At 37.4% G+C, this 21,926-nt stretch carries 18 protein-coding genes and 1 tRNA gene; 7 read left to right on the top strand and 12 right to left on the bottom strand.

Features of this window, described 5'->3' with window-relative positions; genetic code table 11:
• Positions 1 to 129: 129 nt before the first annotated feature.
• Positions 130 to 1,419, bottom strand: a complete 1,290-nt coding sequence (locus FRZ67_RS02310) for an MFS transporter (protein ID WP_147187994.1) — start codon at positions 1,417 to 1,419, stop codon at positions 130 to 132.
• 607 nt (positions 1,420 to 2,026) lie between these two features.
• Positions 2,027 to 2,111 (bottom strand) — tRNA-Ser (locus FRZ67_RS02305).
• A gap of 221 nt (positions 2,112 to 2,332) precedes the next feature.
• On the opposite strand from FRZ67_RS02305, the gene FRZ67_RS02300 reads away from it, so the two are divergent.
• Positions 2,333 to 4,150, top strand: a complete 1,818-nt coding sequence (locus FRZ67_RS02300; protein WP_147187993.1) for an ABC transporter ATP-binding protein — start codon at positions 2,333 to 2,335, stop codon at positions 4,148 to 4,150.
• Positions 4,151 to 4,501: 351 nt separating this feature from the next.
• On the opposite strand, the gene trmD is transcribed toward FRZ67_RS02300, so the two are convergent.
• Complete coding sequence (gene trmD, locus FRZ67_RS02295; RefSeq protein ID WP_147187992.1) at positions 4,502 to 5,176, bottom strand: tRNA (guanosine(37)-N1)-methyltransferase TrmD; 675 nt, start codon at positions 5,174 to 5,176, stop codon at positions 4,502 to 4,504.
• Between the two features lie 9 nt (positions 5,177 to 5,185).
• On the bottom strand, positions 5,186 to 5,575 hold the full coding sequence (locus tag FRZ67_RS02290; RefSeq protein WP_147187991.1) for an Hsp15 family ribosome-associated heat shock protein: 390 nt from the start codon (positions 5,573 to 5,575) through the stop codon (positions 5,186 to 5,188).
• A gap of 312 nt (positions 5,576 to 5,887) precedes the next feature.
• On the opposite strand from FRZ67_RS02290, the gene FRZ67_RS02285 reads away from it, so the two are divergent.
• Positions 5,888 to 8,467, top strand: a complete 2,580-nt coding sequence (locus tag FRZ67_RS02285) for a phosphoenolpyruvate carboxylase (RefSeq protein ID WP_147187990.1) — start codon at positions 5,888 to 5,890, stop codon at positions 8,465 to 8,467.
• A 273-nt stretch (positions 8,468 to 8,740) separates the two neighbouring features.
• On the opposite strand, the gene FRZ67_RS02280 is transcribed toward FRZ67_RS02285, so the two are convergent.
• Together FRZ67_RS02280 and lpdA are read right to left on the bottom strand one after the other, a co-directional pair.
• Positions 8,741 to 10,045 (bottom strand): OmpA family protein, encoded by a 1,305-nt coding sequence (locus FRZ67_RS02280; protein ID WP_147187989.1) that lies wholly within the window; start codon positions 10,043 to 10,045, stop codon positions 8,741 to 8,743.
• A 142-nt stretch (positions 10,046 to 10,187) separates the two neighbouring features.
• A complete protein-coding gene (lpdA, locus tag FRZ67_RS02275; RefSeq protein ID WP_147187988.1) occupies positions 10,188 to 11,597 on the bottom strand; it encodes a dihydrolipoyl dehydrogenase in 1,410 nt (469 codons plus the stop codon).
• Here lpdA and FRZ67_RS02270 point away from each other — a divergent pair.
• A complete protein-coding gene (locus FRZ67_RS02270) occupies positions 11,591 to 11,782 on the top strand; it encodes a hypothetical protein (protein WP_147187987.1) in 192 nt (63 codons plus the stop codon). The genes lpdA and FRZ67_RS02270 overlap by 7 nt on opposite strands.
• A gap of 190 nt (positions 11,783 to 11,972) precedes the next feature.
• On the top strand, positions 11,973 to 12,644 hold the full coding sequence (locus FRZ67_RS02265) for a YggS family pyridoxal phosphate-dependent enzyme (protein ID WP_147187986.1): 672 nt from the start codon (positions 11,973 to 11,975) through the stop codon (positions 12,642 to 12,644).
• A gap of 46 nt (positions 12,645 to 12,690) precedes the next feature.
• Here FRZ67_RS02265 and FRZ67_RS02260 read toward each other — a convergent pair whose 3' ends face one another.
• Positions 12,691 to 13,362, bottom strand: coding sequence for an outer membrane beta-barrel protein (locus tag FRZ67_RS02260; RefSeq protein WP_147187985.1), 672 nt, complete (start codon positions 13,360 to 13,362; stop codon positions 12,691 to 12,693).
• Positions 13,363 to 13,527: 165 nt separating this feature from the next.
• On the opposite strand from FRZ67_RS02260, the gene FRZ67_RS23995 reads away from it, so the two are divergent.
• Positions 13,528 to 13,710: an Imm44 family immunity protein gene (locus FRZ67_RS23995; protein WP_510184716.1), complete on the top strand. Its 183-nt coding sequence runs from the start codon at positions 13,528 to 13,530 to the stop codon at positions 13,708 to 13,710.
• A gap of 316 nt (positions 13,711 to 14,026) precedes the next feature.
• Here the strand turns inward: FRZ67_RS23995 and FRZ67_RS02255 are convergent, their stop codons facing one another.
• Positions 14,027 to 15,541 (bottom strand): serine hydrolase, encoded by a 1,515-nt coding sequence (locus FRZ67_RS02255; protein ID WP_147187984.1) that lies wholly within the window; start codon positions 15,539 to 15,541, stop codon positions 14,027 to 14,029.
• Positions 15,542 to 15,836: 295 nt separating this feature from the next.
• On the bottom strand, positions 15,837 to 16,922 hold the full coding sequence (locus FRZ67_RS02250) for a Gfo/Idh/MocA family oxidoreductase (RefSeq protein ID WP_147187983.1): 1,086 nt from the start codon (positions 16,920 to 16,922) through the stop codon (positions 15,837 to 15,839).
• Between the two features lie 141 nt (positions 16,923 to 17,063).
• Between FRZ67_RS02250 and FRZ67_RS02245 the strand changes: the two genes are divergently transcribed.
• A complete protein-coding gene (locus FRZ67_RS02245) occupies positions 17,064 to 17,534 on the top strand; it encodes a thioredoxin family protein (RefSeq protein ID WP_158638284.1) in 471 nt (156 codons plus the stop codon).
• Here the strand turns inward: FRZ67_RS02245 and FRZ67_RS02240 are convergent.
• From FRZ67_RS02240 to FRZ67_RS02230, 3 genes are all read right to left on the bottom strand, one after another.
• The gene (locus FRZ67_RS02240; RefSeq protein ID WP_147187981.1) at positions 17,529 to 18,092 is read right to left on the bottom strand and encodes an NUDIX domain-containing protein; all 564 of its coding nucleotides are present in this window, start codon (positions 18,090 to 18,092) and stop codon (positions 17,529 to 17,531) included. The two genes, FRZ67_RS02245 and FRZ67_RS02240, sit on opposite strands and share 6 nt — an antisense overlap.
• A gap of 149 nt (positions 18,093 to 18,241) precedes the next feature.
• On the bottom strand, positions 18,242 to 19,507 hold the full coding sequence (locus FRZ67_RS02235; RefSeq protein ID WP_147187980.1) for an alkaline phosphatase family protein: 1,266 nt from the start codon (positions 19,505 to 19,507) through the stop codon (positions 18,242 to 18,244).
• Between the two features lie 254 nt (positions 19,508 to 19,761).
• Positions 19,762 to 20,523 (bottom strand): superoxide dismutase, encoded by a 762-nt coding sequence (locus FRZ67_RS02230; protein ID WP_147187979.1) that lies wholly within the window; start codon positions 20,521 to 20,523, stop codon positions 19,762 to 19,764.
• Positions 20,524 to 20,930: 407 nt separating this feature from the next.
• Here FRZ67_RS02230 and FRZ67_RS02225 point away from each other — a divergent pair, with 407 nt between their 5' ends.
• On the top strand, positions 20,931 to 21,761 hold the full coding sequence (locus FRZ67_RS02225) for a hypothetical protein (RefSeq protein WP_147187978.1): 831 nt from the start codon (positions 20,931 to 20,933) through the stop codon (positions 21,759 to 21,761).
• Positions 21,762 to 21,926 lie beyond the last annotated feature (165 nt).

The following is a 21,926-nucleotide window of genomic DNA, read 5'->3' as shown; positions in this document are numbered from 1 at the left end:
ATCTAATTTGTACAATTTAATTACAGAACGTACAAGTGAGTGACACAACAGAAGTTGAATAAGGAACAAAAGTTAATAACCAAAAAAACAATATACTAAAACAGATATTCCAGGTGAAATGATAGTAAATTAATTGCTATGGGGAAATATTAATATTGTGGTTATCAGAAGTATGTTTGTTTTAAATATCCAGTGCGAAATTTTAAATGAATTATTATCATTGCAATTCATCCTGAAGTGAATTATCAGGGCAGAGTTAATAGTGAGTAAGCCAATTATTAATACGGATGCCGGTATTCCAAATAAATCTGCAATAATACCTGTGAGAATTGCACCAATAGCATAACCCAAATCTCTCCACAGCCGGAAAATACCAAAGCTGTGTGCTCTGTCTGATGGATGGGTATTTTCAGCAACCGTTGCAAGAAAAGTAGGATAAACCAAGGCAGTGCCTAAACCCAATATGATTGAAATTGTTATAAAGAAAGTGAATGATTGGGCAAAAATAAAAGCTATCAATGCATTACCTTGTACAAACATTCCTATAAAAAGTAATTTTTTTTTACAAAAATAATCTGCCATCCTGCCTGTAAAGAGTTGCCCTAATCCCCATACAGCAGGATACACGGCTGTAATGATTCCAATATCTGCGATATTAAAACCTTTTGATGCAAGAAGTATTGGTAAAATACCCCAGATCATACCATCGTTAAGGTTATTAATTAAACCTCCCTGTGTAACTGAACCGAGATTTTTATTTTTCCATGTTGTTTCCCAAAATATATTTTTTAGTTTAGGAATTTTACTGGTAGTAGTTTCCTGAGCAATGTGATGCTTAGTGTCTTTAATTAAAAAAAAACTACCTGATAAGCCTAAGAAAGATAACGCTATTCCCAAATAAAAAGGATATGGACGCAAACCATATTCAGATGCGATCCAACCTGTAAGAAATGCAACAATTGCAACAGCAATATAACCAGCAAACTCGTTTAAGCCCATCGCAAATCCTCTTTGTTTTTCACCCACTAAATCTATTTTCATTACGATGGTGCTACTCCATGTAAGTCCCTGGTTGATACCTAGCAATACATTAGCTGCTACTATCCAGTTCCAATTGTTTGCAGACATTAATATAAAGGGAACAGGAATAGCAAAAAACCACCCAATAGTCAGCAAATTCTTTCGTCCTATTTTATTTGCCAATGCACCTGTAAAGTAATTAGTGATTGCTTTTGCAATACCAAATACAATGATGAATGAAAGTAATGCTGTCTTTGCAGCAATGTGAAATTCAACTTCTGCAATGCGTGGTAAAATGCTTCGTTCCAAACCAACCATGCCTCCAACAAATGCATTGATTATTACAAGCAATGTAAACTGCTTCCAATTTTCTTTTAATCCTAATCGCACCTGTTTCATAGTAATCATTATTTTGAGGGTGAGGAATTCTCGGTATTTGGAACACTGTCTTAAGAACTGAGTCTCCCAAATTCCTTTCCTTACAAAATTGGAGCTATTGAATTAGTTAAATGAGTAAAAACATAGTAAGCTGTTTTGATGCCATTTAAAAGTATAAAAATTCAAAGATCCTTTTTGTTTTTTATACTCTATAATATCACCTTCAAGGCAGGCTGTGTTTTTCACTTAAACATCTTACCTGTTCAATTGATCTGATTGAAAAGTTCTAATGCCATTTATTCTGGATCTGGCGTAAATAAAGCGTTTGTAATTCATTCTCTTTTGAACTTTTAAGCTGAAAATTTAGGTTCATTGAAGCATTCATTTTATCTATTTTGACGTGTTACAATTTACTTTTTTATGTGTTTCAACAAAACAAAAAATCAATAAAATGGAGTACTGGTGGTGTTGCCGTTTTTGTCGAGACCTGTCATTTTAATTTAGGTCAGGTCTCGGTTTATAGTCATTTTATTTTTGAAAATTTGAACAATCTTAAGTGGTATAAAAAGAAAAAACCCCGCAAACATTGAATTTGCGAGGATTTGATTCTTTTTGAAATGCTATCAGGCGGAGAGAGAGGGATTCGAACCCCCGGACCTGTTACAGTCAACGGTTTTCAAGACCGCCGCATTCGACCGCTCTGCCATCTCTCCGGGTGCAAAATAATAGTGCGGAAAGTTATCTTCCAAAAAAATAATTACGAGTTGATTTTCACCAATGCTGCAATGCAGATGGATCAGGCATTTGCTGTTATATTTTGGTTGGTCATAAAAAGGTGTACAAGAGTGCGACGCAACTATGTTTAACACTTGTACTACAGCCAGGCTCGTAAAAAATAAAATTCATTATGGTAATTTTGATGAAATTTTTGCTTTTGAAACAATTATCCACTGTTCATAAATATTTCTGGAAATACCGCTATCGTTTTAGCATTGGAATAATCTTCGTAGTTCTCTCCAACTATTTTGCTGTGCTTGCTCCAGAAATAACAGGCTATGTTGTGAATAAAGTGCAGGAACACTTGCCCGGAGGAAAACCTGTTCACGGGAAAGAATCTTACAATGGCATAGTGATGCTTTTTATAAAATGGGTGCAACAGATGGACTTTGCTAAACTGGTTTTGATCTGCAGTATAACTATTCTCGTTCTTGCGTTGTTGCGTGGTTTCTTTATGTTCGTTATGCGGCAAACACTTATTGTGATGAGCCGTCATATTGAATATGACATGAAGAATGAGGTATACACACACTACCAAAAACTTGATGCTGGCTTTTTCAAAAGCCACCGAACCGGCGATCTAATGAACAGGATTGCAGAAGATGTAAGCAGAGTGCGTATGTATACAGGACCAGCCATCATGTATTTTGTAAATCTTGTTTCGCTGATAGGGATGTGCATGGTAAATATGTTTAGTAAAGATCTGAACCTAAGCCTTATAGTACTTTCTCCCTTGCCTTTACTTGCTATTACAATTTACTTTGTAAATATTACCATTCACCGCAAGAGTGAGAGAGTTCAATCGCTTCTGTCAGATCTTACAACAAATGCACAGGAATCATATTCAGGCGTACGTGTTATAAAATCTTTTGTGCAGGAAAATGCAATGCTACGGTTCTTTAAAAATAATAGTGAAGCATACAGAAAGAATGCAGTAGGCCTTGCAAAAACCGAAGCTATTTATTTTCCGAGCATGACATTACTGGTCGGTCTTAGTACTTTATTGACCATTTTTATAGGTGGTAAGATGGCAATAGATGATCCACAAAAAGTAGGAATCATTGTTGAATTTGTTATTTACATTAATATGCTAACCTGGCCTGTAACAGCAATAGGATCAGTTGCAAGTATTATACAAAGAGCAGCAGCTTCGCAAAAAAGATTAAATGAATTTTTGCATACCGAACCTGCAATAAAATCAGCAGATTCAAAAGATGAAACACCACTTAGCGGTAATATTGTTTTTGATAATGTCTCTTTCACTTACTTTAACACTGGTATAAAAGCATTAAAGAATTTTTCGCTTTCTATTAAAGAAGGAGAAAAGGTACTTATACTTGGCAGAACCGGAAGTGGTAAATCAACACTTGCGCAATTGCTACTAAGATTTTATGATCCTGATGAAGGAAATATCACAATTGGAGGCAAAGACTTGCGTGCTATACCTTTACAGCATCTCCGTGATAATATAAGTTTTGTTCCACAAGATGTTTTTCTTTTTAGCGATACAGTTTCCCGCAATATCGCATTTGGACTTACCACAGACCCATCTGAAGAAAAGATTTATAAGGCTGCACAAAATGCTGCTATACATAACGAGATCAATGGGCTTCAGAATGGCTATGCAACAATGGTAGGTGAACGTGGTGTAACATTAAGTGGTGGGCAAAAGCAACGTATATCTATAGCACGTGCGTTGATAAAAGATCCGGACATAATGATATTTGACGATTGTTTAAGTGCGGTTGATGCGAAAACAGAAAACCAGATCATCAATAATCTGTATACTATTCTTGGAAAACGAACAGCTATTCTAATTACGCACCGCATTTTTACTGTCCTAAAGTTTGACCAGGTAATTATTATAGAAGATGGAAGTATAATAGAGCAGGGAACTCATGAAGAACTGCTCGCATTAAACGGCTATTATGCCGAACTCTATCAAATACAAACAAACCAGGAAACTATTTCATAGTTTTTTTAATCAACTTAATAAATTGAATTTTAAATTAATAAGTGAAATTATTGTACTTTATGTTTCTTATTAACAAAGGAATATGTAGTAACTAAAAAATCCTGCTCTGCAGGATTTTTAGATCAGGTTAACAATCTAAAAACTTTGAAGGGGGAGAGACTTTGGTTTTTTTGGATAATTGGATATTAAAACGAGTCGTGATTTTGAAAACAATATACGTTAATCAAATCACTACATAAAGGTAATAGAATATACGTTTGAACAAAATCGGAATCGGACTTAATGATATCCAAATAAGACGCTATATGACTTATTTGGATATCATTTGGCTTTTTAAAACTATACTTAATCTTATTTTAAGAGGTCTGGTCTTTTTGCCCCTGTTATCTCTAAAGCTTTTTCATGGCGCCAATCTTCAATAATCCTTGGATTACCAGATAACAACACTTCAGGCACTTTTGAACCCCTGAAATCTTCAGGTCGGGTATACACAGGCGGTGCTAACAAATCATCCTGGAAAGAATCAAAGAGGGCAGAGGTCTCATCATTTAAAACGCCGGGAAGTAAGCGGCCAACACTGTCTACAATAATTGCCGCTGCTAATTCCCCACCACTTAATACATAATCACCAATAGAAATTTCTTTCGTTACATAAAGGTCTCTTATGCGCTGGTCTATTCCTTTGTAATGACCACAAATAATAATTAAGTTATCTTTCATAGAAAGCTGGTTAGCAAGCTTTTGATTTAACATTGCTCCATCTGGGGTTACATAAATGATCTCATCATAGCTTCTTTCTTTTTGCAGAGATTCTATAGCATTTGCCAATGGCTCACACATCATCACCATACCTGCGCCGCCACCGTATTGATAATCGTCAACTTGCCCATAAGCATTAACTGCCCATTGTCGCAGGTTATGTGTATAAACTTGCAGGAGACCCTTGTCTTTAGCTCTTTTCATGATGCTATGATTAAGCGGGCTTTCCAGCAATTCGGGCAAAACTGTTATAATATCAATTCTCATTTTTGGGTATTAGTTGTCAATAATATCTCCTATATCTCGCCTTTGTTTCTTGGTTGGACGACCTACCTTGCTTAATCGCTTTCCGGTATGAAAAGATTCAGTTTGGTATTTTACCACATCCAATGCTTCTGCAGGCGTTATGTCGGTATAATGTTTTATTGCTTCGCTGTATGCTGCGCGTTTGTCTAAGAGGCCTGTAACTTTTATGACCCATTTACGTGCTTCTGTTTTTACATTATATTCATCACCTATGTTTACAGTTTTAGATGCTTTTACTGTATTACCTAAATGTTTCACTTTCCCTTTGTCACAGGCATCCGTTGCCTGGCTGCGTGTTTTATAAAGCCTGATAGCCCAGAGATATTTATCAATACGCAATTTTTCTTTTTGCTCTGTCATGCATCAAAATTATAGATTACTGCTGATGTAAAAATCTTGAACAGTAATTGAAATATGATAAGAAATATTTTTACAGGCTTCAGAATATAAATCAAGCTTCCGTTGCGTCGCACACTTATAGCTATTAGCTAACAGCTGCATTAAGAACAGAGCGTACAAGTGAGTGACACAACCGGCGATGCCATCTAACTCGCCGCTGGTACCATAAAAAATATTTTCAATTGCTGATGCTTACAATTGTTATTACGATTTTATATTATCTTCACAACCTTCGTTGATTGCCTGCATAAAGTATGAAAATTTTATAGTAGTATGGAGATATATTCCAATAGTGCATTGCAGCAATTCAGGAACCTCGTAGGTATACGTTTCCAGTTATACAATAGTTTATTTACGTCGCTGCCATTCCACCGCATTGAGAAAACAGGGGTGTTACTTTCTCTTTTTCTCATTCATTGTGAAGAAGGTTTTTTAAAGAAACAAAGCCCCATAGAAATTGTTGACAGTTTTCTCTCCCAATATACATCTTACAAAAAGGAACAGGAATTTATAGACCTGTTGTTCAGGTTTATTCAATATACCGAAAGACAGGTAGTGTTGTTTGATGCACTTGAAGATGCCGCATTCAAACATGTAAATGATATCAATGGTCCGGGTACGTTAAAGCATCTGCAATCAGAAGTATCGCAAACACAGAAGAAAGAAGAGCTGTCAGAAAAACTGAAAGATTTTTCTGTACGTCTTGTCCTGACTGCACATCCTACACAATTTTATCCCGGTGAAGTGTTGGGCATCATCAATGATCTTTCAGAAGCACTCGTTGAAGAAAATGCAGCTATGATAAACATGTACCTGCAGCAGTTAGGTAAGACGCCATTCCTAAAAAAACAAAAGCCTACACCTTATGATGAGGCTGTGAGTTTATTATGGTTTTTGGAGAATGTATTTTACCAGGCAGCGGGCGCCATATTGATGACCATGAAAGATCAATATGGTGATTCCATTCAAACAAAAAACCCAGTTATAAGAATGGGTTTCTGGCCAGGTGGCGACAGAGATGGGAACCCTTTTGTAACAGCCGATATAACATTGAAAGTTGCAGATGCATTACGTAATGGAATATTACGTTCCTACTATTTTTCAGTAAGAAGATTGAAACGCCGTCTTACTTTCAAAGGAGTAGAGGAACGTTGTATGGAACTGGAAAAGAAACTTTATGATAATCTTTTTGTACCCGGCCATAAAGCAAATATTTCTCAAAAAGAAATACTGCACACTTTACTGACAGCAAGGAAAATATTGATTGAACAACACAATGGTTTGTTCCTTCATTTGCTGGATAATGTGATAAGCAAAGTAGAGATATTTGGTTTGTTCTTCGCGTCACTCGATCTGCGCCAGGACAGTACAATTCACGGAAAAGTATTGGATACAATTGCTACTCTAAGCAATATTCTTCCTCCCGGATATACAGATATGAGTGATGAAGAAAAGATTGCTGTATTGCAGAATATCAATGCAGCCATGCCTATCGAAGTTTTGGAAAATGAATTATACAAAGACACCATCCTTAGCATGCAGGCTGCTAAGTCAATTCAAAAAACAAATGGAGAACAAGGCTGCAATCGTTACATCATAAGCCAGTGCAACAGTGCATTGAATGTAATGGAAGTATTTGGTCTGTTTATGCTTTCTGGCTGGGATGCTGAAGAACTTACCATAGATATTATTCCACTGTTTGAAACAATAGACGATCTTGAAAATGCCGCCGGTGTAATGCGTATTCTTTATGAGAACAAAGTGTACCGCAATCATCTGCAGAAACGTGGCAATACACAAACCATCATGCTTGGTTTTTCTGATGGAACTAAAGACGGTGGTTATCTAATGGCTAACTGGGGTATCTACAAAGCAAAACAGGAATTAACGCGTATATCCAAACAATACGATCTTGATGTGATATTCTTTGATGGTCGTGGTGGTCCACCGGCAAGGGGTGGTGGCAAGACGCATAAGTTCTATGCCTCTATGGGTAAAGATATTTCTAACAAAGAAATACAACTGACTGTGCAGGGCCAAACGGTAAGTTCCAGTTTTGGAACCATAGAAGCTGCACAGTTTAACATAGAACAACTGATACATGCTGGTATTACCAACGAATTATTTTCAACAAAAGAAATAACACTCAATAAAGAAGAAGAAGAGTTGTTGCAAACACTTGCAGACAACAGTTACAAAGCATATATCGATCTTAAAGAACATCCTTATTTTGTAGAATACCTTGCACAGGTAAGCCCGTTACGTTTTTATGCAGAAACAAATATTGGCAGCCGCCCTGCAAAACGTGGTGGTTCTGCAAAGCTTACACTAAAAGACCTGCGTGCTATACCTTACGTGGGCGCATGGAGCCAGTTGAAACAAAACGTTACCGGTTATTATGGTGTAGGTACTGCGCTAAAGAAAATGGAAGAAGCCGGAAAATGGAAACAAGTGCAGAAGCTGTACAAAGAATCACTCTTCTTTAAAACGCTTATTGATAACTGCGAGATGGCGATGAAGAAATCTTATTTCCCGCTTACAGAATATCTTTCCCAACATCCCAAGTATGGCGAAATATGGAGCAAAACATACCACGAGTATGAGCTCTCTATTCGTTACGTACTCAAGCTTTCAGGCAATCATGAGTTAATGGCAGACTATCCCGTAGATCAGTTATCTATCAGCATGCGTGAAAGAATTGTATTGCCACTCGTAACCATACAACAATATGCATTATCAAAAGTGCGCAATATGGAAGAGCAGTTGATACAAACACCCATAAAAGATACCTATGGTAAATTAGCCATGCGTTGTTCTTTTGGTATCATCAATGCGGGAAGAAATTCTGCATAGATAATTTGTTTACCGGCTTTTGTTTTTTTCATGGCATCAATTGTTGTGTCACTCACTTGTGCATTCCGAACTTTAATGAACAAAACAATTAATTATTAAAGTCAAAAACTATTACTTTTTTGGCTAATGGCTTGTTGACTCTTGTTCCTAAGTACAAGAGTGCGACGCAACAGTTGATGCCATGAAAAGCAAATGCAAGGTTCATAAAAAACTTACTAAATAAAAAATGCTCCAAATAATTGGAGCATTTTTTATAAAATGAACTAAAAATATTTATTGTACAACGCTAAATTCAACTCTTCTGTTGAGAGCTCTGCCTGCAGCAGTTTTATTATCGGCAACAGGATTATCAATTCCATGACCTGTCGCAGTTAATATGTCTGCAGAAATTCCTTTTTTGGCAAGATATGCTTTTACCGCATCTGCTCTTTTTTGAGAAAGTGTAAGATTGGTAGCTTGTTTACCGGTGTTATCAGTATAGCCATCTATAGAAAGTTTAAGTGTAGGATGTGCATTTAAAATAGTTACCAGTTTATCAAGCTCTGTTGTTGCGCCTTTTGTAAGCGTCGCTTTTCCTGTAGCAAACTGCACATTCTTGGCGTTGAAATTAAACTGTTCAAGACGTGGGCAACCATTGTTATCCGCAGGGCCTGCTTCTGTTGGGCACCTGTCATTCTCATCGTTTACACCGTCACCGTCTGTATCAGGTATAGGGCATCCGTTATATCTTGGGAAGCCAGCTACAGTAGGGCATTTATCTTCTTCATCATTTACGCCATCTTTATCTGTATCAGGTATAGGGCAACCATTGTATTTAGCAAGGCCAGCAACGTTAGGGCATTTATCTGCTTCATCATTTATGCCGTCTTTATCTGTATCAGGTATAGGACAGCCATTGTATTTTGCAAGACCCGCCACTGTTGGGCATTTATCATCGGCATCAATAACGCCATCCATGTCTGTATCTGCAGGTGGCGGTGGAGCTGCTACTACAACAGGTTTTGCTTTTGGTTCTGTAAGCGGAGCAAGTACACCAAAAGAATAGAACAGATGGTTTACATTTTTATCGCTGTAACTAAGTTTGTATTGAGCCTGTAATAAGAAATTAGCATTTCCTCTGAATGGGTTCAATTGTAACCCCAATCCTAGTGGTGACTGTACACCCCAGTTATCTTTATAGTTATAACCTTCAACACCTGCCGTTAAGAATGGATTTACCGGAGCTTTTTCTTGAAACATTTTCAGATTTACAGCGGCACCCAGTGCGTGAAAATAATCAACAGGCTTATGCGGAAAAGTAGATGGCAGCCTGTTTATAAATGAACCTGTGTACGCAACTGAAACATCAAGGTTTTTTGTTAAGCCTTTCCAGTACTGCGCCACAAATGAGCTGTTCATTTTACTGAAACCCCCGATCTGTGCATCACTGATAGAAGTGTTTTTTATATCCTGAACAGCGATGAAATCAGCAAAGCCAATACTAAATCCTAAAGATGAAGGTTTTTTTTCAACCTGTGCAAAGACTCCTGTGGCCAGTAACAGACAGGAGCATAATGGTAGTGTTAGTTTTTTTCTCATGTGTAAGCATTTAATATTAAAGATAAACGTGACAGGACTAAAATAGGTTGGACATAATAAAATCAATATTATACCAACCTATTAAAAATATTACATCAAACAAAGTTCTATTTAATGTCAACTAAAATGGAACTCAGATACATTAAATGTCTATTGCTTCTCCATAAGCTGCTGCTGTAGCCTCTTTTAAACCTTCGCTCATGGTTGGGTGCGGGTGAATGGCATTTAATATTTCGTGTGCTGTTGTTTCTAACCTGCGTGCAGTAACTGCTTCGGCTATCATTTCAGTAACATTATTACCGATCATATGGCAACCAAGGAACTCGCCATACTTGGCATCATAAATTACTTTTACAAAACCTTCAGTAGCGCCTGATGCACTTGCTTTACCACTGGCCATGAACGGGAACTTACCCACTTTGATTTCGTAGCCTGCTTCCTTTGCTGCTTTCTCCGTCATACCTACACTGGCAATTTCAGGAGAGCAATAGGTGCATCCTGGTACATTACCATAATCAATAGGTTCTGGTTGATGATGGAATTTCTTTTCAAGATAGCCGATATATTCAGCAGCGTTAATACCTTCTTTGCTGGCTTTATGTGCCAATGCCTGGTTAGGTGTACAATCGCCAATGGCAAATATGCCGGGCACATTTGTTTGAAAATACTTATCAGTAGTTATTCTGCCCTTGTCTGTTTTTACACCTGTTTCTTCAAGGCCAATATTTTCAATATTAGCTACCACACCAACAGCGCTTAAAACTATATCTGCTTCAAGTGTTACAGTACTGCCGTCTTGTTTTTTTACCAATGCTTTTACACCGGCGCCACCTGTATCAACACTTTCAACAGAAGCGCTGGTCATTATGTCAATGCCTTGTTTCTTTAGTTGTTTTTCCAGTTCTTTTGAAATGTCTTCATCTTCAACAGGCACAACCCTTGGCATAAATTCCACAATAGTAACTTTTGTTCCAAGGCTGCTATAGAAATAACCAAACTCTACACCTATCGCACCGCTACCCACAATGATCATGCTTTTTGGCTGCTGCGGCAATACCATTGCTTCGCGGTAACCAATTACTTTTTTGCCATCCTGTTTAAGGGTGGGCAGTTCGCGGCTGCGGCCACCTGTTGCAATGATGATGTATTTGCCTTCAATTATTTTTTTAGTCCCGTCTGCAGCGGTTACTTCTACCTGTCCCTTGGCTTTTATTTTGCCATATCCCATCACCACATCTATCTTGTTTTTCTTCATCAGGAACTGTACGCCTTTACTCATCTTATCGGCAACTCCACGGCTTCTTTTTATAACGCCGCCAAAGTCTGCCTGCACATCGCCGGAAATAATACCATAGTCTTTACTGTGTTTCATGTATTCGAAAACCTGTGCACTTTTTAGAAGTGCTTTGGTTGGAATACAGCCCCAATTCAAACATATACCACCAAGGCTTTCCTTTTCAATAATTGCCACTGAAAATCCTAACTGAGATGCACGTATAGCGGCAGGATATCCACCAGGACCGCTGCCAAGCACAATAACGTCGTATGCCATATCTGTTGATAGTTTTAGATGATCAGAAAATCATGCTGTCATTGTTCATGACATTAGCGGGTGCGAATTTACTTGCTAATTATCAAATAGCAAAAGATAGCATATTATGTGTATTTATTTTGGTTGCCGGCAGCATTGCTGCTATTGGTCTTACGTTGCGTCGCACCCTTATACACCGGTACTGATTGCATCAGTGAAAAGGCAAAAGTAAAAAATGAAAGATGCAAAAGTTTTGACTTTTCACTTCTAACCTGATCAAAATAGTTCCGAACGATGCAGTGAGTGACACAACAGGCGACGCTATAAAATACAAATGCCCGGCTCATAAATATTTTTCTCTCCGCACACCCATTTATCTTTACAAAAAAGATTGGCATGGCAATAAATACGGCAGCATACGAGCAATTGATAAAAGAATTAAGTGAAAAAAAAGTAACACTTGTTGCAGTAAGCAAAACAAAACCTGCGGAAGATATATTGGCCTTATATAAGCTTGGCCAGCGCGATTTTGGTGAGAATTATGTGCAGGAACTTACAGATAAAGAAACTGCGCTACCTAAAGATATTCGCTGGCATTTTATTGGTCATTTACAAAGCAATAAAGTAAAATACATAGCGCCTTTTGTACACCTGATACATGGAGTGGATAGCTTAAAATTATTACAGGAGATAAACAAACAGGCTGCAAAATATGACCGTGTTATAGACTGCCTGCTGCAGGTACACATTGCAGAAGAAGAAACAAAGTTTGGTATGAATGAAACGGAATTAAATGAAGCAATATCAGCGTGTGTTACAGGCCAGATAAATAATGTACGCATCAAAGGTTTAATGGGAATGGCATCATTTACAGATAACACACAACAGGTAAGAAAAGAATTTGCGCATTTGAGATCTTTATTTGATGAATGCAATGCAGCGATGCATGCAGATTTTCAAATACTTTCCATGGGCATGAGTGGAGATTATGTTATGGCGATAGAAAAGGGAAGTAACATGGTTCGTATAGGCAGTTTATTATTTGGTGCCAGAACTTATACAAAATAAAAAAGGATCGCAGTATGCGATCCTTTGCTTATTCTATAATCTTATTTTATTTTGATTTTATTTCAAAAAGCCTGAGCGCCGCAGTTAAAGTAAGTACAGAGTTTCTTAAGTTGTTGTCATTCCCAACCCTGTCAACGGTTTCCAATGTTCTTAAAAACGCGATCCTGTATTGTACGCCGAGGGTTATAAATTCATGAATGTTAAATGCCGTTTTTAACTGAAGACCAAAATCAAATCTTTTCCAGTCGTCTAATAAAAGTTTTTTCTTATCAGAGCCTGTAACCTGGTCTCCATTCATGGCATAGCCAGCATATAGCCCTACGCCTGCATGTATGGTGTTATCGCCCTGTAGTTCAAAATAATAAAGTGCATCACCATATGCATACGCATAGTTTAATACTGCTTTGGAAATAGCAGAATCCGGAAATATGGCTGATGATGCAACAGAGTCTTTTGTATTAGTTCCTTGCTGGGAAAGTGATACGCCTGCATCGAAACCCATTAAAGTTGGAAATTTTGTTTTTACATACAATCCTATTACCGGCCGGGTAATATTGCTGAGCTTTAAAGCTTTTTCTGAACTGGCACTTTGATACAGAGTAGAAAGGTTAAGGCCGCCTTCTCCGTATATCATTATCCTTGTCTTGGTATTGTATTGAGCTTGTGAAAATGTTGCAGTAAGGGTTATCAGGGAAAGGATCAACAGTGTTCTTTTCATATTATTGTTCTTTCTGGTAAATGATTTTAGCAAGGATAAATAAATTAATTCTGGTTTTCTTGTATTACAGTTCTTTAAATACGCTGCAATATTATTGATTATTGCGGTAATGCAAAAATTTGGGGCATTAAGTGAGTATTAGAATTGAATAAGTGTAAGATATTTATGAGCCAGGCTTTGGTTTTTCAAAGCATCACCTCTTGCGTCGCACTCTTGTACGTTCGGTTCTTTATTGAGCGGGTGAAGAATAGAGTCAAATTTTCAAAAAGTGATCAAACGTTATATTGGGATGTAATATTAGATTATCAAGAAGTGAAAAATGCATCTTTTGAAGAAAAAAAAGAATAATTGCAATAAAGGTGATAGATTCTTTTGATATCATCGATAAATACAAAACTTAAATTTAGATAAGGATGCTATTAAAAAAGATGCACAAAAATACTATGAAAGTTTGGGATGGCTTTAGAAAAAAAAATTTTGAATTTTCCCCGATAGTACAAGCATATAAACATGTTGCTGGCAGGAATGAGGCGATGGAGTTGTGTGTAAGCTTCCTGTGTCTGTAGCATAGCAATCATATTTTATTGCTGCCATAAAAATTGAATGCACAAGTGAGTGACACAACAACCGATGCCATGAAATACGAAAGTTCACTACTAACAATTTACTCTTTCATAAAAGTATAAGGATCGAATTCTATAAAATCATTGCATTTAACATCCACAGAAACTACCTTATCATTCTCTGCTCTAAACTTAAGTGGAAATATACCAAATGCAGGGTTACTGTAGGTTAGCAGCCATTCATCATTGTCAAGATATTGCAATGTTGCTGATAAATTATTATGATCGGGGAATTTTATAAGCAGGCCATTGTTGTTTTGTGCAATGGTTATTTCACCCATTAATGTATGTGTGTATTTACCTGTGTAAGCAGTCAATGGGAGTGAAGGTTTATTATTCTTCAGTCTTGCTTTCAACACATCTATTTTTGCTAAATTATCAGTACGTTGTTTATTAAAATCTGCAAGTAACATTTGGCTCCTGTTCTTGTAAGGCACACCAAGATAGGCATCGAGTATCTGGTAACGCAGCAGTTCAAAAAAACTTTGGTTATCATTATTGGTGAGAATAGTAATGCCCAAATTTTCTTCCGGTACAAAACAGGTGTTGGTTACAAAACCATCTGCACCACCTGTGTGATAAAACACCTGCCTTCCATTATAATCTCTTTGCATAACACCAAGATTATAACCTGTGTAATGCGAAGGATAATCAGGAGACTTCGTGCTATTTATTATTGTCTGCATTTGCCTGGTACGCTGTAATACCGGCCAGGGAAGGATTTGACGGCCTTCATAACGGCCACTGTCTAACTGCATCAACAACCATTTTGAAATATCTTTTACACAGCTTACTATACTGCCTGCAGCAGCCATGTTATCTATATCATCATAAGGCAGCGGTGTTAATACGCTGGAAAAAGTATTGGTATAAGCCACTGCAGCATTGGGCATTTGTTCCATACCACGCCCGAGGGTATGTGTATTACTCATACCAAGCGGCGTAAGGATGCTATCGTACACATATACTTCCCACGGCATACCGCTTACCAGAGGAATTACCTCACCCGCAGTTACAAAACAACTATTGCAATAACCATAACTCTGCCTGAAATTACCAGAAGGTTTCAGGTACCGCATTTTATACATGATCTGGCTGCGTGATAAACCGGAGTTCCAGAAAGTAAAATCACCCTGAAATGTTTTAGTACCCAGATGATGACAAAGCATATCTCTTATAGTTACCAATGCTGTTGTGTTATCATCATACACTTTATAATCAGGAAAGTATTTGGTGATCTTATCATCGAGCGACAATTTTTTATTATATTCCAGTTGCGACAAAGCTGTTGCTGTAAAGAGTTTGCTGTTGCTGGCAATCATGAACAACGTATTTTCATCAACAGGTTCTTTTGTTTCAAGGTTGCGTACGCCATAGCCTTTCATCAATACAACTTTGCCGTCTTTTATAACAGCAATAGCGAGACCGGGAATACTCCAGTCTTTCATTCCCTGCTCAATATATTTATCAATACTGTCTGTAATAAAAGATGGCTGTTGCGCGTAAACATGCATCATGCAAATACATGCTGCAATGATTGCAAAAAATTTCTTCATGAAACAAAAATTAAAAAGGAAAGATAGAACTAAATAATTTTTTTATGACTTCCTGTGATAAGTGTTTTATGACCCCAACATTTGTACATGCATTAAACTTCTGTTGCGTCGCACTCTTGTACAATACAACAGCTATGAGCTAATAGCTGCGAGCCTTGAGCTTGTGTGTTTTGCTCGAAGCTCAAGGCTCGTTGCTCTCAGCTTGTTCAACATTGTTCAGAACGTACAAGTGAGTGACACAACCAGCGATGATAGCAGCAATGCAGCTAAGTACAAAATAAATAAAACAATTTTTCTAATCTCTCGGGTAAGGCACATCAATAAAGCCACTGCATTTGATAGTAGCTTTTTTGGCATTGCTTTCTTCGGCGAGTTCAATAAGTTTGATAACATTATATGCATGTTCAGGCCTTTCACGCAAAGGAGCATCTTCTCTCAAAGTCTTATACAGGTTTTCGTAGTAATAACCGTAATCACCTTTTACAGAAGGATATTTTTCGTTGAATGTATGTCCACTGATATCTGTGTGTATCAAACCATATATAGATTCATCTTCCATGCCCCAGTTGGGAACTTCGGTGGGCAATTTACCTGCTCGCAAAAAAACTTCCTGCGGATCTTCTCCGTACTTTATAAAAGAACCAATGTCGCCATGTATCATATATCGTGGCCCTGGTTCTCTTACCAGCATGCCAGATTTAAGAATTACTTTTTTATGATCGTAACCAAGTTTTAATTCAAAATTGTCAACGGTTCTGGCATGAGAGCGTTGCATTCTTATATCGGCAGTAATTTCTTCGGGTAAGCCAAATAAATAAAATGCCTGGTCTATTAAATGCGCACCCAGATCATACAGAATACCACTGCCTGGTGCTGGCTCCTCACGCCATGCATTTGGTTTTGCTTCGGGGCGGTAGCGGTCGTAATGCGCTTCAAATTCATGAACCTCTCCCAATAATTTATTATGCAATAGCCTTTTGATCGTGAGAAAGTCTGTTACATACCGCCTGTTCTGGAAAACGCTGATAACCTTATCTACTTTTTTTGATAATTCAATTAGTTCAAGTGCCTCAGCAGAAGTAATAGTAAAAGGTTTATCAACTACTACGTGTTTGCCAGCAAGTAAAGCAGCTTTGGCATAAGGAAAATGCGTATCATTTGGCGTGGTGATAATTATAAGCTCCAGCTCCTTCATGGCAAGCACTTCGTCTAATGACCTTGCTATCTTTGCGTTTGGAAAGAGTTCCCTGGAATCTTCTTTATGACGTTCCACCACTGCTATTACTTCATAATGTTCCGGCTGCGTCTTAATAAATGGGGCGTGCATAAATTTGCCCGCAGCGCCGAAAGCAATAATTGCCGTTTTAATAGGAGTATTCATTTGCAAGATAATTGTGTTTTCCAAAAATAAGGTGCGGATTGTAAAACTAACCTTTATGGAAATAAAATGTTAAACAAGCGTGGATATATTTTTGTATGTAAGTTAAAGGTGTTTATTTCGTTATTGATAAAAAGAATATTTATGAAACAGCATTTTTTACGATACAGTTTATTGGTTGCCGGTTTAGTGGCAGTTATAGTTTCATTTGCATTTATTAATGCAAATCCTGAAAATAAAACGGTGACTACAGAGGAGAAGGGCATTAAATTCATTGAGCAGGACTGGAACAAAGCCATGGAACAGGCCAGGGCTAATAAAAAGCTTATTTTTCTTGATATTTATGCAACCTGGTGTGGCCCTTGTAAAATGCTAAAGAAAAATACTTTTACAGATGAAGCAGCGGGGAAATTCTTCAATGATAATTTTATTAATGTGTCTGTTGACGGGGAGCAGGGTGTAGGGCCTGAACTGGCAAGAAAATATGGTATTGAGGGTTACCCTTCCCTGATCGTTACGGATGCCAATGGAAATATTGTATTACAAACCGAAGGTTATGTTGACCCATCTTATCTTATAAGTTTTGCAAAAGAGGCATTAAAAAGAAAATCATAAATGCAACGAACCATCAAGCAGCATAAGTTTCGTTTTTAAAATAGCTGCTACGGTTACTGCATCTGTTATTTTACCATCTTGTACCATTTGATACACTTCATCAAATGGTACTTTTTTTATAGCCAGTTGTTCTGTTTCTTCCGGCGTTGCTGTATGCTGGGATAAGTCTGTGGCAACATAAATGGCACAGCCCTCATCACTAACAGAGTTAGAGAGATACATGTCGAGTATTTTTATCCAGTGTTTTGCTTTCAAGCCTGTTTCTTCCATTAATTCTCTTTTTGCAGCGTCCAGCGGATCTTCATTCAGCGGGCCACCACCTTCGGGTATTTCCCAGCTGTACCTGTTTATCGGAAAACGATATTGACCAACGAGGTAGGTATTTAAATGTCTATCAAGCGGCACAACTCCAATGGCTGTATTTTTAAAATGCACTTTTCCATAGATTCCTTTACCACCTGACGGATTGATAACATTGTAATGGGTAAGTGTTATCCAGTTATTGTCATAAGCATCATGCTGATCTATTATTTGCCAGGGATTGTGTTGCTCGTTCATACGGTGAATGTAAAATAAAGTTTGCCTGTTTTGAAATAGTATTGATGAATTTACATTTAAAGATTGCTTTTGCTGCTTATTGAATTGAACGTACAAGTGAGTGACACAACAAAAGCTAAACAGTAGCCATGCAGTTTGTTCAATAAAAATTATTTCAAAATATTCTCTAACACTTCAATATTACCATCGATCTTTTCTGTGTAAGAGAGCCCGAGGATTTTTGTAACCAAAGGATAGATATTTACATTTTCAAAAGCGTCAATTTTTGTGTGCCGTTTAAACTGTGGACCCCATGCATAGAACGTTGCATGCATGTCTTTAAATGCAGGATCAAAACCATGCTTACCGGGCGTTATTTTTCTATTGCTGATATTGAAAACTTTTGGCAGGTGCGGAATAAGAATAATGTCGCCGATGCGGCCATAGCGGTCATCCTGCTTACTGTAGTGCCATTGTGCAGGCATTGCTGTGGTTAAATAAACATCATAATCTTTGGCACTTGCTTTTAGGTTTTCATAGGTGGATTGCACATCGTTTTTATCTTTTGCATATAAATGCAGGATAGCATCGCTGTTAACTATTTTAAATGTTGAAGTATCGATTGCTGTGGGTAAGGAAATAGTATTAGTAGTATCAACATCTGTCATACCATGATCTGAAACAAAAATGTAATTAACAGGAAGATTTAATGTTGCAATTGCTAAGGTAAGCTTCCCAATAGCATCATCTACAAAATGAACAGAGTCGCCTGTTTCTTTTGCGTTGGTGCCGAACTTATGTGCAGCATGATCAACCTGCGGCAGGTAGAAAGTTATCAGATGCGGACGTTTACCGGCAGGCAATTGCAACCAATCTTTTACGATCTCTATTCTTATGTCAATACTTATAGCTTCGTTGTAATTATAATCGTAAGTTGGTTTTATGCCATCTACTGCTGCTTCTGAGCCCACCCAGTAAAAACTTGCACTAAGCATTTGCTCGTTTTCTGCTAATACCCATAAAGGTATGCCACCGTACCATGAACTGTCACGCACCACATCCTTTCGGCCCATTGAATAAGATGCTTTTTTCTTTTCATCAAAAAAAGAATTATCAACAAGTCCATGATGTGCCGGATACAAGCCCGTAACAATTGTATAGTGATTGGGAAATGTAAGCGAAGGAAAAGATGGCAGCATTGATTCTGCACAAACACCTTCTTTGCTTAAGCGCAATAAATTTTCTGCATTATATTTTTCAGCAAAGTCATAACGGAAGCCATCTGCTGAGATCAGGATCACGTACGGTTTTTGCTGTTGAGTTGCACTATTAAACCTGTTGGGAATAATTTGTTGTACAGTATCCTGTGCAATTAAATTTATTGAGATGAAAAAGAAAAAAATAAAAGATAATGATCTGATAAACATACGTATCATAAAGTAAAAATAAAACGCAAATGTAGTTTTCATTTTATGTACCCGGCTGTAGAATAAGCATTAAATTTATGTTGCGTCGCACACTTGTACAGCATATCATTATTGTAAACATAAAATACGAAAATGTAAAGACACAACGCCATTTTAGTTTTTACTCTTTGCGTCTCCCCATCTCTGAGGTTAACATTATTGCTAAAACAAAATCAGCGCGGTGTGCGGCCGCGCTGATCACTGTATCTGTTCTATCATGTTATTTATATAGACTCGAAACGTGCTTGAATAAAATCCCAGTTCACCACATTCCACCAGGCATTAATATAATCCGGCCTGCGGTTTTGGTATTTCAGGTAATAAGCATGTTCCCACACATCCAGGCCCATTACAGGAACACCTTTCACATCGCTGATGTCCATTAAAGGATTGTCCTGGTTTGGGGAAGATGTAACAACTAATTTTTTATCAGCTGTGGCTACCAACCATGCCCAGCCACTGCCAAACCTGTTCTTACCTGCATCGGTAAATTGTGTTTTAAAAGCATCAAAAGAATTAAAATCTTTTTCAATAGCGGCTAAAAGTTTCCCGGTTGGCTTGGCGCCATCCATTAGCGGCCTCATGCACTTCCAGAATAATTCATGGTTGTAATGGCCACCGGCATTATTACGCATTTTAGCCGAGTATTTTGAAACGGAACCAAGCAATTGTTCAAGCTTCATTTTAGTGGTATCCACACTTTCTGCAACTACGGCTTCAGCCAGATTTTTAGCATAAGCTGCAGCATGTTTGCTATAATGTATTTCCATGGTCATGGCATCAATGATCTGCTCCAATGCATTATATGCATAGGGTAGAGGTTGCTGGGTATAAGGCGTATCAGCAACACTAAAATCCTCAAAAGTCAAAGATCCGTTTGCTTTTACTAACGAAGGCAATATGGACAATGATAATCCTGCAGCAAGGCCTGCTTTTCCGCTTGTTTTTAAAAAACCCCTGCGGTTACTGGTAGATGACTTCTTCATTTGTTTATTTTTTTCTGGTGTACTAAAGTACATATTATTCAACAAGGCCGTTCAATTCTTTGGCATCAGGAATATTATTAACAAAAAAAAGCTAATGAGAAAAAGTTGTAGAGAATATTATTATGGCATGTGTATTTTTTTACGCATTTTGATATCAATTAAGTGTTATTTTATTCAGTATACAGCATTTTCAGTTCATTAAAATTATGGCATTCCGTTTGTGTATTTTAAAGTATAATACAATAACATTATAGGGGGTTTATAAATAAATCAAGGTTGCTTTTCAAAGCGACCTTTTTTATTTTCAGATTGAAGAGTATAAGCCAAACATCTTCATATTCCTTTATTATCTTTTACAACTTCAGAAAAGTATTTATATTTAATACACCACTAACGAGAACCCGCACATGAGAGTTTTAATTTTTTTTAGCTTGCTTTGCTATTGTTTTTATGCCTGTTCTGAAGCCAAACCAAAACAGACCATACATTTTGAGCCTTTAACTACAAGTGAGTTCAATTTCTCTGCAGATTCATCTTTCGCCATACCTAAAGGAAATGTCTGGGATGAGAGAAAACGTATGCATGATAGCTGCATGGGAGAAAGTTTTCCCGCCAATGCCATATTTATCAAAACACAGGACGCTTTTTTTCTTGGGTGTATTGTAAACAGGAAAACACTGCAGCGGGTAAAAAACCTCGATATTAGAAATCCTCTCCTTTTCGGTAGTGCGTTTAACTTTATAACAAAGCCATGCTATGAAAAACACCAACTGGGTATTTCCCCTGCTGCATTCATTCATGATAAAATTGCACTCAATATCAATATTGACGGCGCAGATGCAGCCATTAATAAGGAGGTAACCAACACACTTTATGATGCTGTTTATACAGAAATAGAATCAGGATCCTGGATAAATATGGAATTCACAGGTGCCCTTGGTAAGATATTAGACACTACTACCAACGATCAATTGCTTGAATACAGGAAATATTTATTAGATACAACTAATATGGTATTAATCAGGAGTTCAAGTATTACCGATATAAGTTTTTACATTACTACACCAAAGCCAATGTCAAAGCAACTGCAGCAGATATTATCGCAAAAACCCTTTGCAAATATTTCCAATTCAAATTTTAAGACGCAGTTATTTTTTATAAGCAGTAATAGCTTGCAGGTAAAATTCAGCGGTATCTTTCAAATAATGGGGCAGTTTATGCAGTGTAAGCTGGAGTGAGTTTTTTGTTGCGGGCTTTTGTACTTTATAGCATCGGTTGTTGTGTCACTCACTTGTGCTATTAGTCCGGAAGTCAGCAAGACTGAAAGTCCGAAAGATGATTATGATGGAGCATAATCTTTCTAATTTTGCTGACTTGTATTCATCAGTACAAGAGTGCGACGC

It is taken from the genome of Panacibacter ginsenosidivorans, assembly GCF_007971225.1.
Lineage (GTDB): Bacteria > Bacteroidota > Bacteroidia > Chitinophagales > Chitinophagaceae > Panacibacter > Panacibacter ginsenosidivorans.
Note: the sequence above shows the minus strand (reverse complement) of the source record. Positions and strands in the feature narration are given on the sequence as shown.

Excerpts from the sequence above, each read along its gene's own strand:
- FRZ67_RS02280 (WP_147187989.1), bottom strand. The coding sequence starts at position 10,045 with ATGAGAAAAAAACTAACACTACCATTATGCTCCTGTCTGTTACTGGCC.
- FRZ67_RS02255 (WP_147187984.1), bottom strand. The coding sequence starts at position 15,541 with ATGAAGAAATTTTTTGCAATCATTGCAGCATGTATTTGCATGATGCAT.
- FRZ67_RS02230 (WP_147187979.1), bottom strand. The coding sequence starts at position 20,523 with ATGAAGAAGTCATCTACCAGTAACCGCAGGGGTTTTTTAAAAACAAGC.
- FRZ67_RS02235 (WP_147187980.1), bottom strand. The coding sequence starts at position 19,507 with ATGATACGTATGTTTATCAGATCATTATCTTTTATTTTTTTCTTTTTC.
- trmD (WP_147187992.1), bottom strand. The coding sequence starts at position 5,176 with ATGAGAATTGATATTATAACAGTTTTGCCCGAATTGCTGGAAAGCCCG.
- FRZ67_RS02285 (WP_147187990.1), top strand. The coding sequence starts at position 5,888 with ATGGAGATATATTCCAATAGTGCATTGCAGCAATTCAGGAACCTCGTA.
- FRZ67_RS02270 (WP_147187987.1), top strand. The coding sequence starts at position 11,591 with ATGCCATATCTGTTGATAGTTTTAGATGATCAGAAAATCATGCTGTCA.
- lpdA (WP_147187988.1), bottom strand. The coding sequence starts at position 11,597 with ATGGCATACGACGTTATTGTGCTTGGCAGCGGTCCTGGTGGATATCCT.
- FRZ67_RS02250 (WP_147187983.1), bottom strand. The coding sequence starts at position 16,922 with ATGAATACTCCTATTAAAACGGCAATTATTGCTTTCGGCGCTGCGGGC.
- FRZ67_RS02260 (WP_147187985.1), bottom strand. The coding sequence starts at position 13,362 with ATGAAAAGAACACTGTTGATCCTTTCCCTGATAACCCTTACTGCAACA.
- FRZ67_RS02290 (WP_147187991.1), bottom strand. The coding sequence starts at position 5,575 with ATGACAGAGCAAAAAGAAAAATTGCGTATTGATAAATATCTCTGGGCT.
- FRZ67_RS02310 (WP_147187994.1), bottom strand. The coding sequence starts at position 1,419 with ATGAAACAGGTGCGATTAGGATTAAAAGAAAATTGGAAGCAGTTTACA.
- FRZ67_RS02240 (WP_147187981.1), bottom strand. The coding sequence starts at position 18,092 with ATGAACGAGCAACACAATCCCTGGCAAATAATAGATCAGCATGATGCT.
- FRZ67_RS02225 (WP_147187978.1), top strand. The coding sequence starts at position 20,931 with ATGAGAGTTTTAATTTTTTTTAGCTTGCTTTGCTATTGTTTTTATGCC.
- FRZ67_RS02265 (WP_147187986.1), top strand. The coding sequence starts at position 11,973 with ATGGCAATAAATACGGCAGCATACGAGCAATTGATAAAAGAATTAAGT.
- FRZ67_RS02245 (WP_158638284.1), top strand. The coding sequence starts at position 17,064 with ATGAAACAGCATTTTTTACGATACAGTTTATTGGTTGCCGGTTTAGTG.
- FRZ67_RS23995 (WP_510184716.1), top strand. The coding sequence starts at position 13,528 with ATGAGCCAGGCTTTGGTTTTTCAAAGCATCACCTCTTGCGTCGCACTC.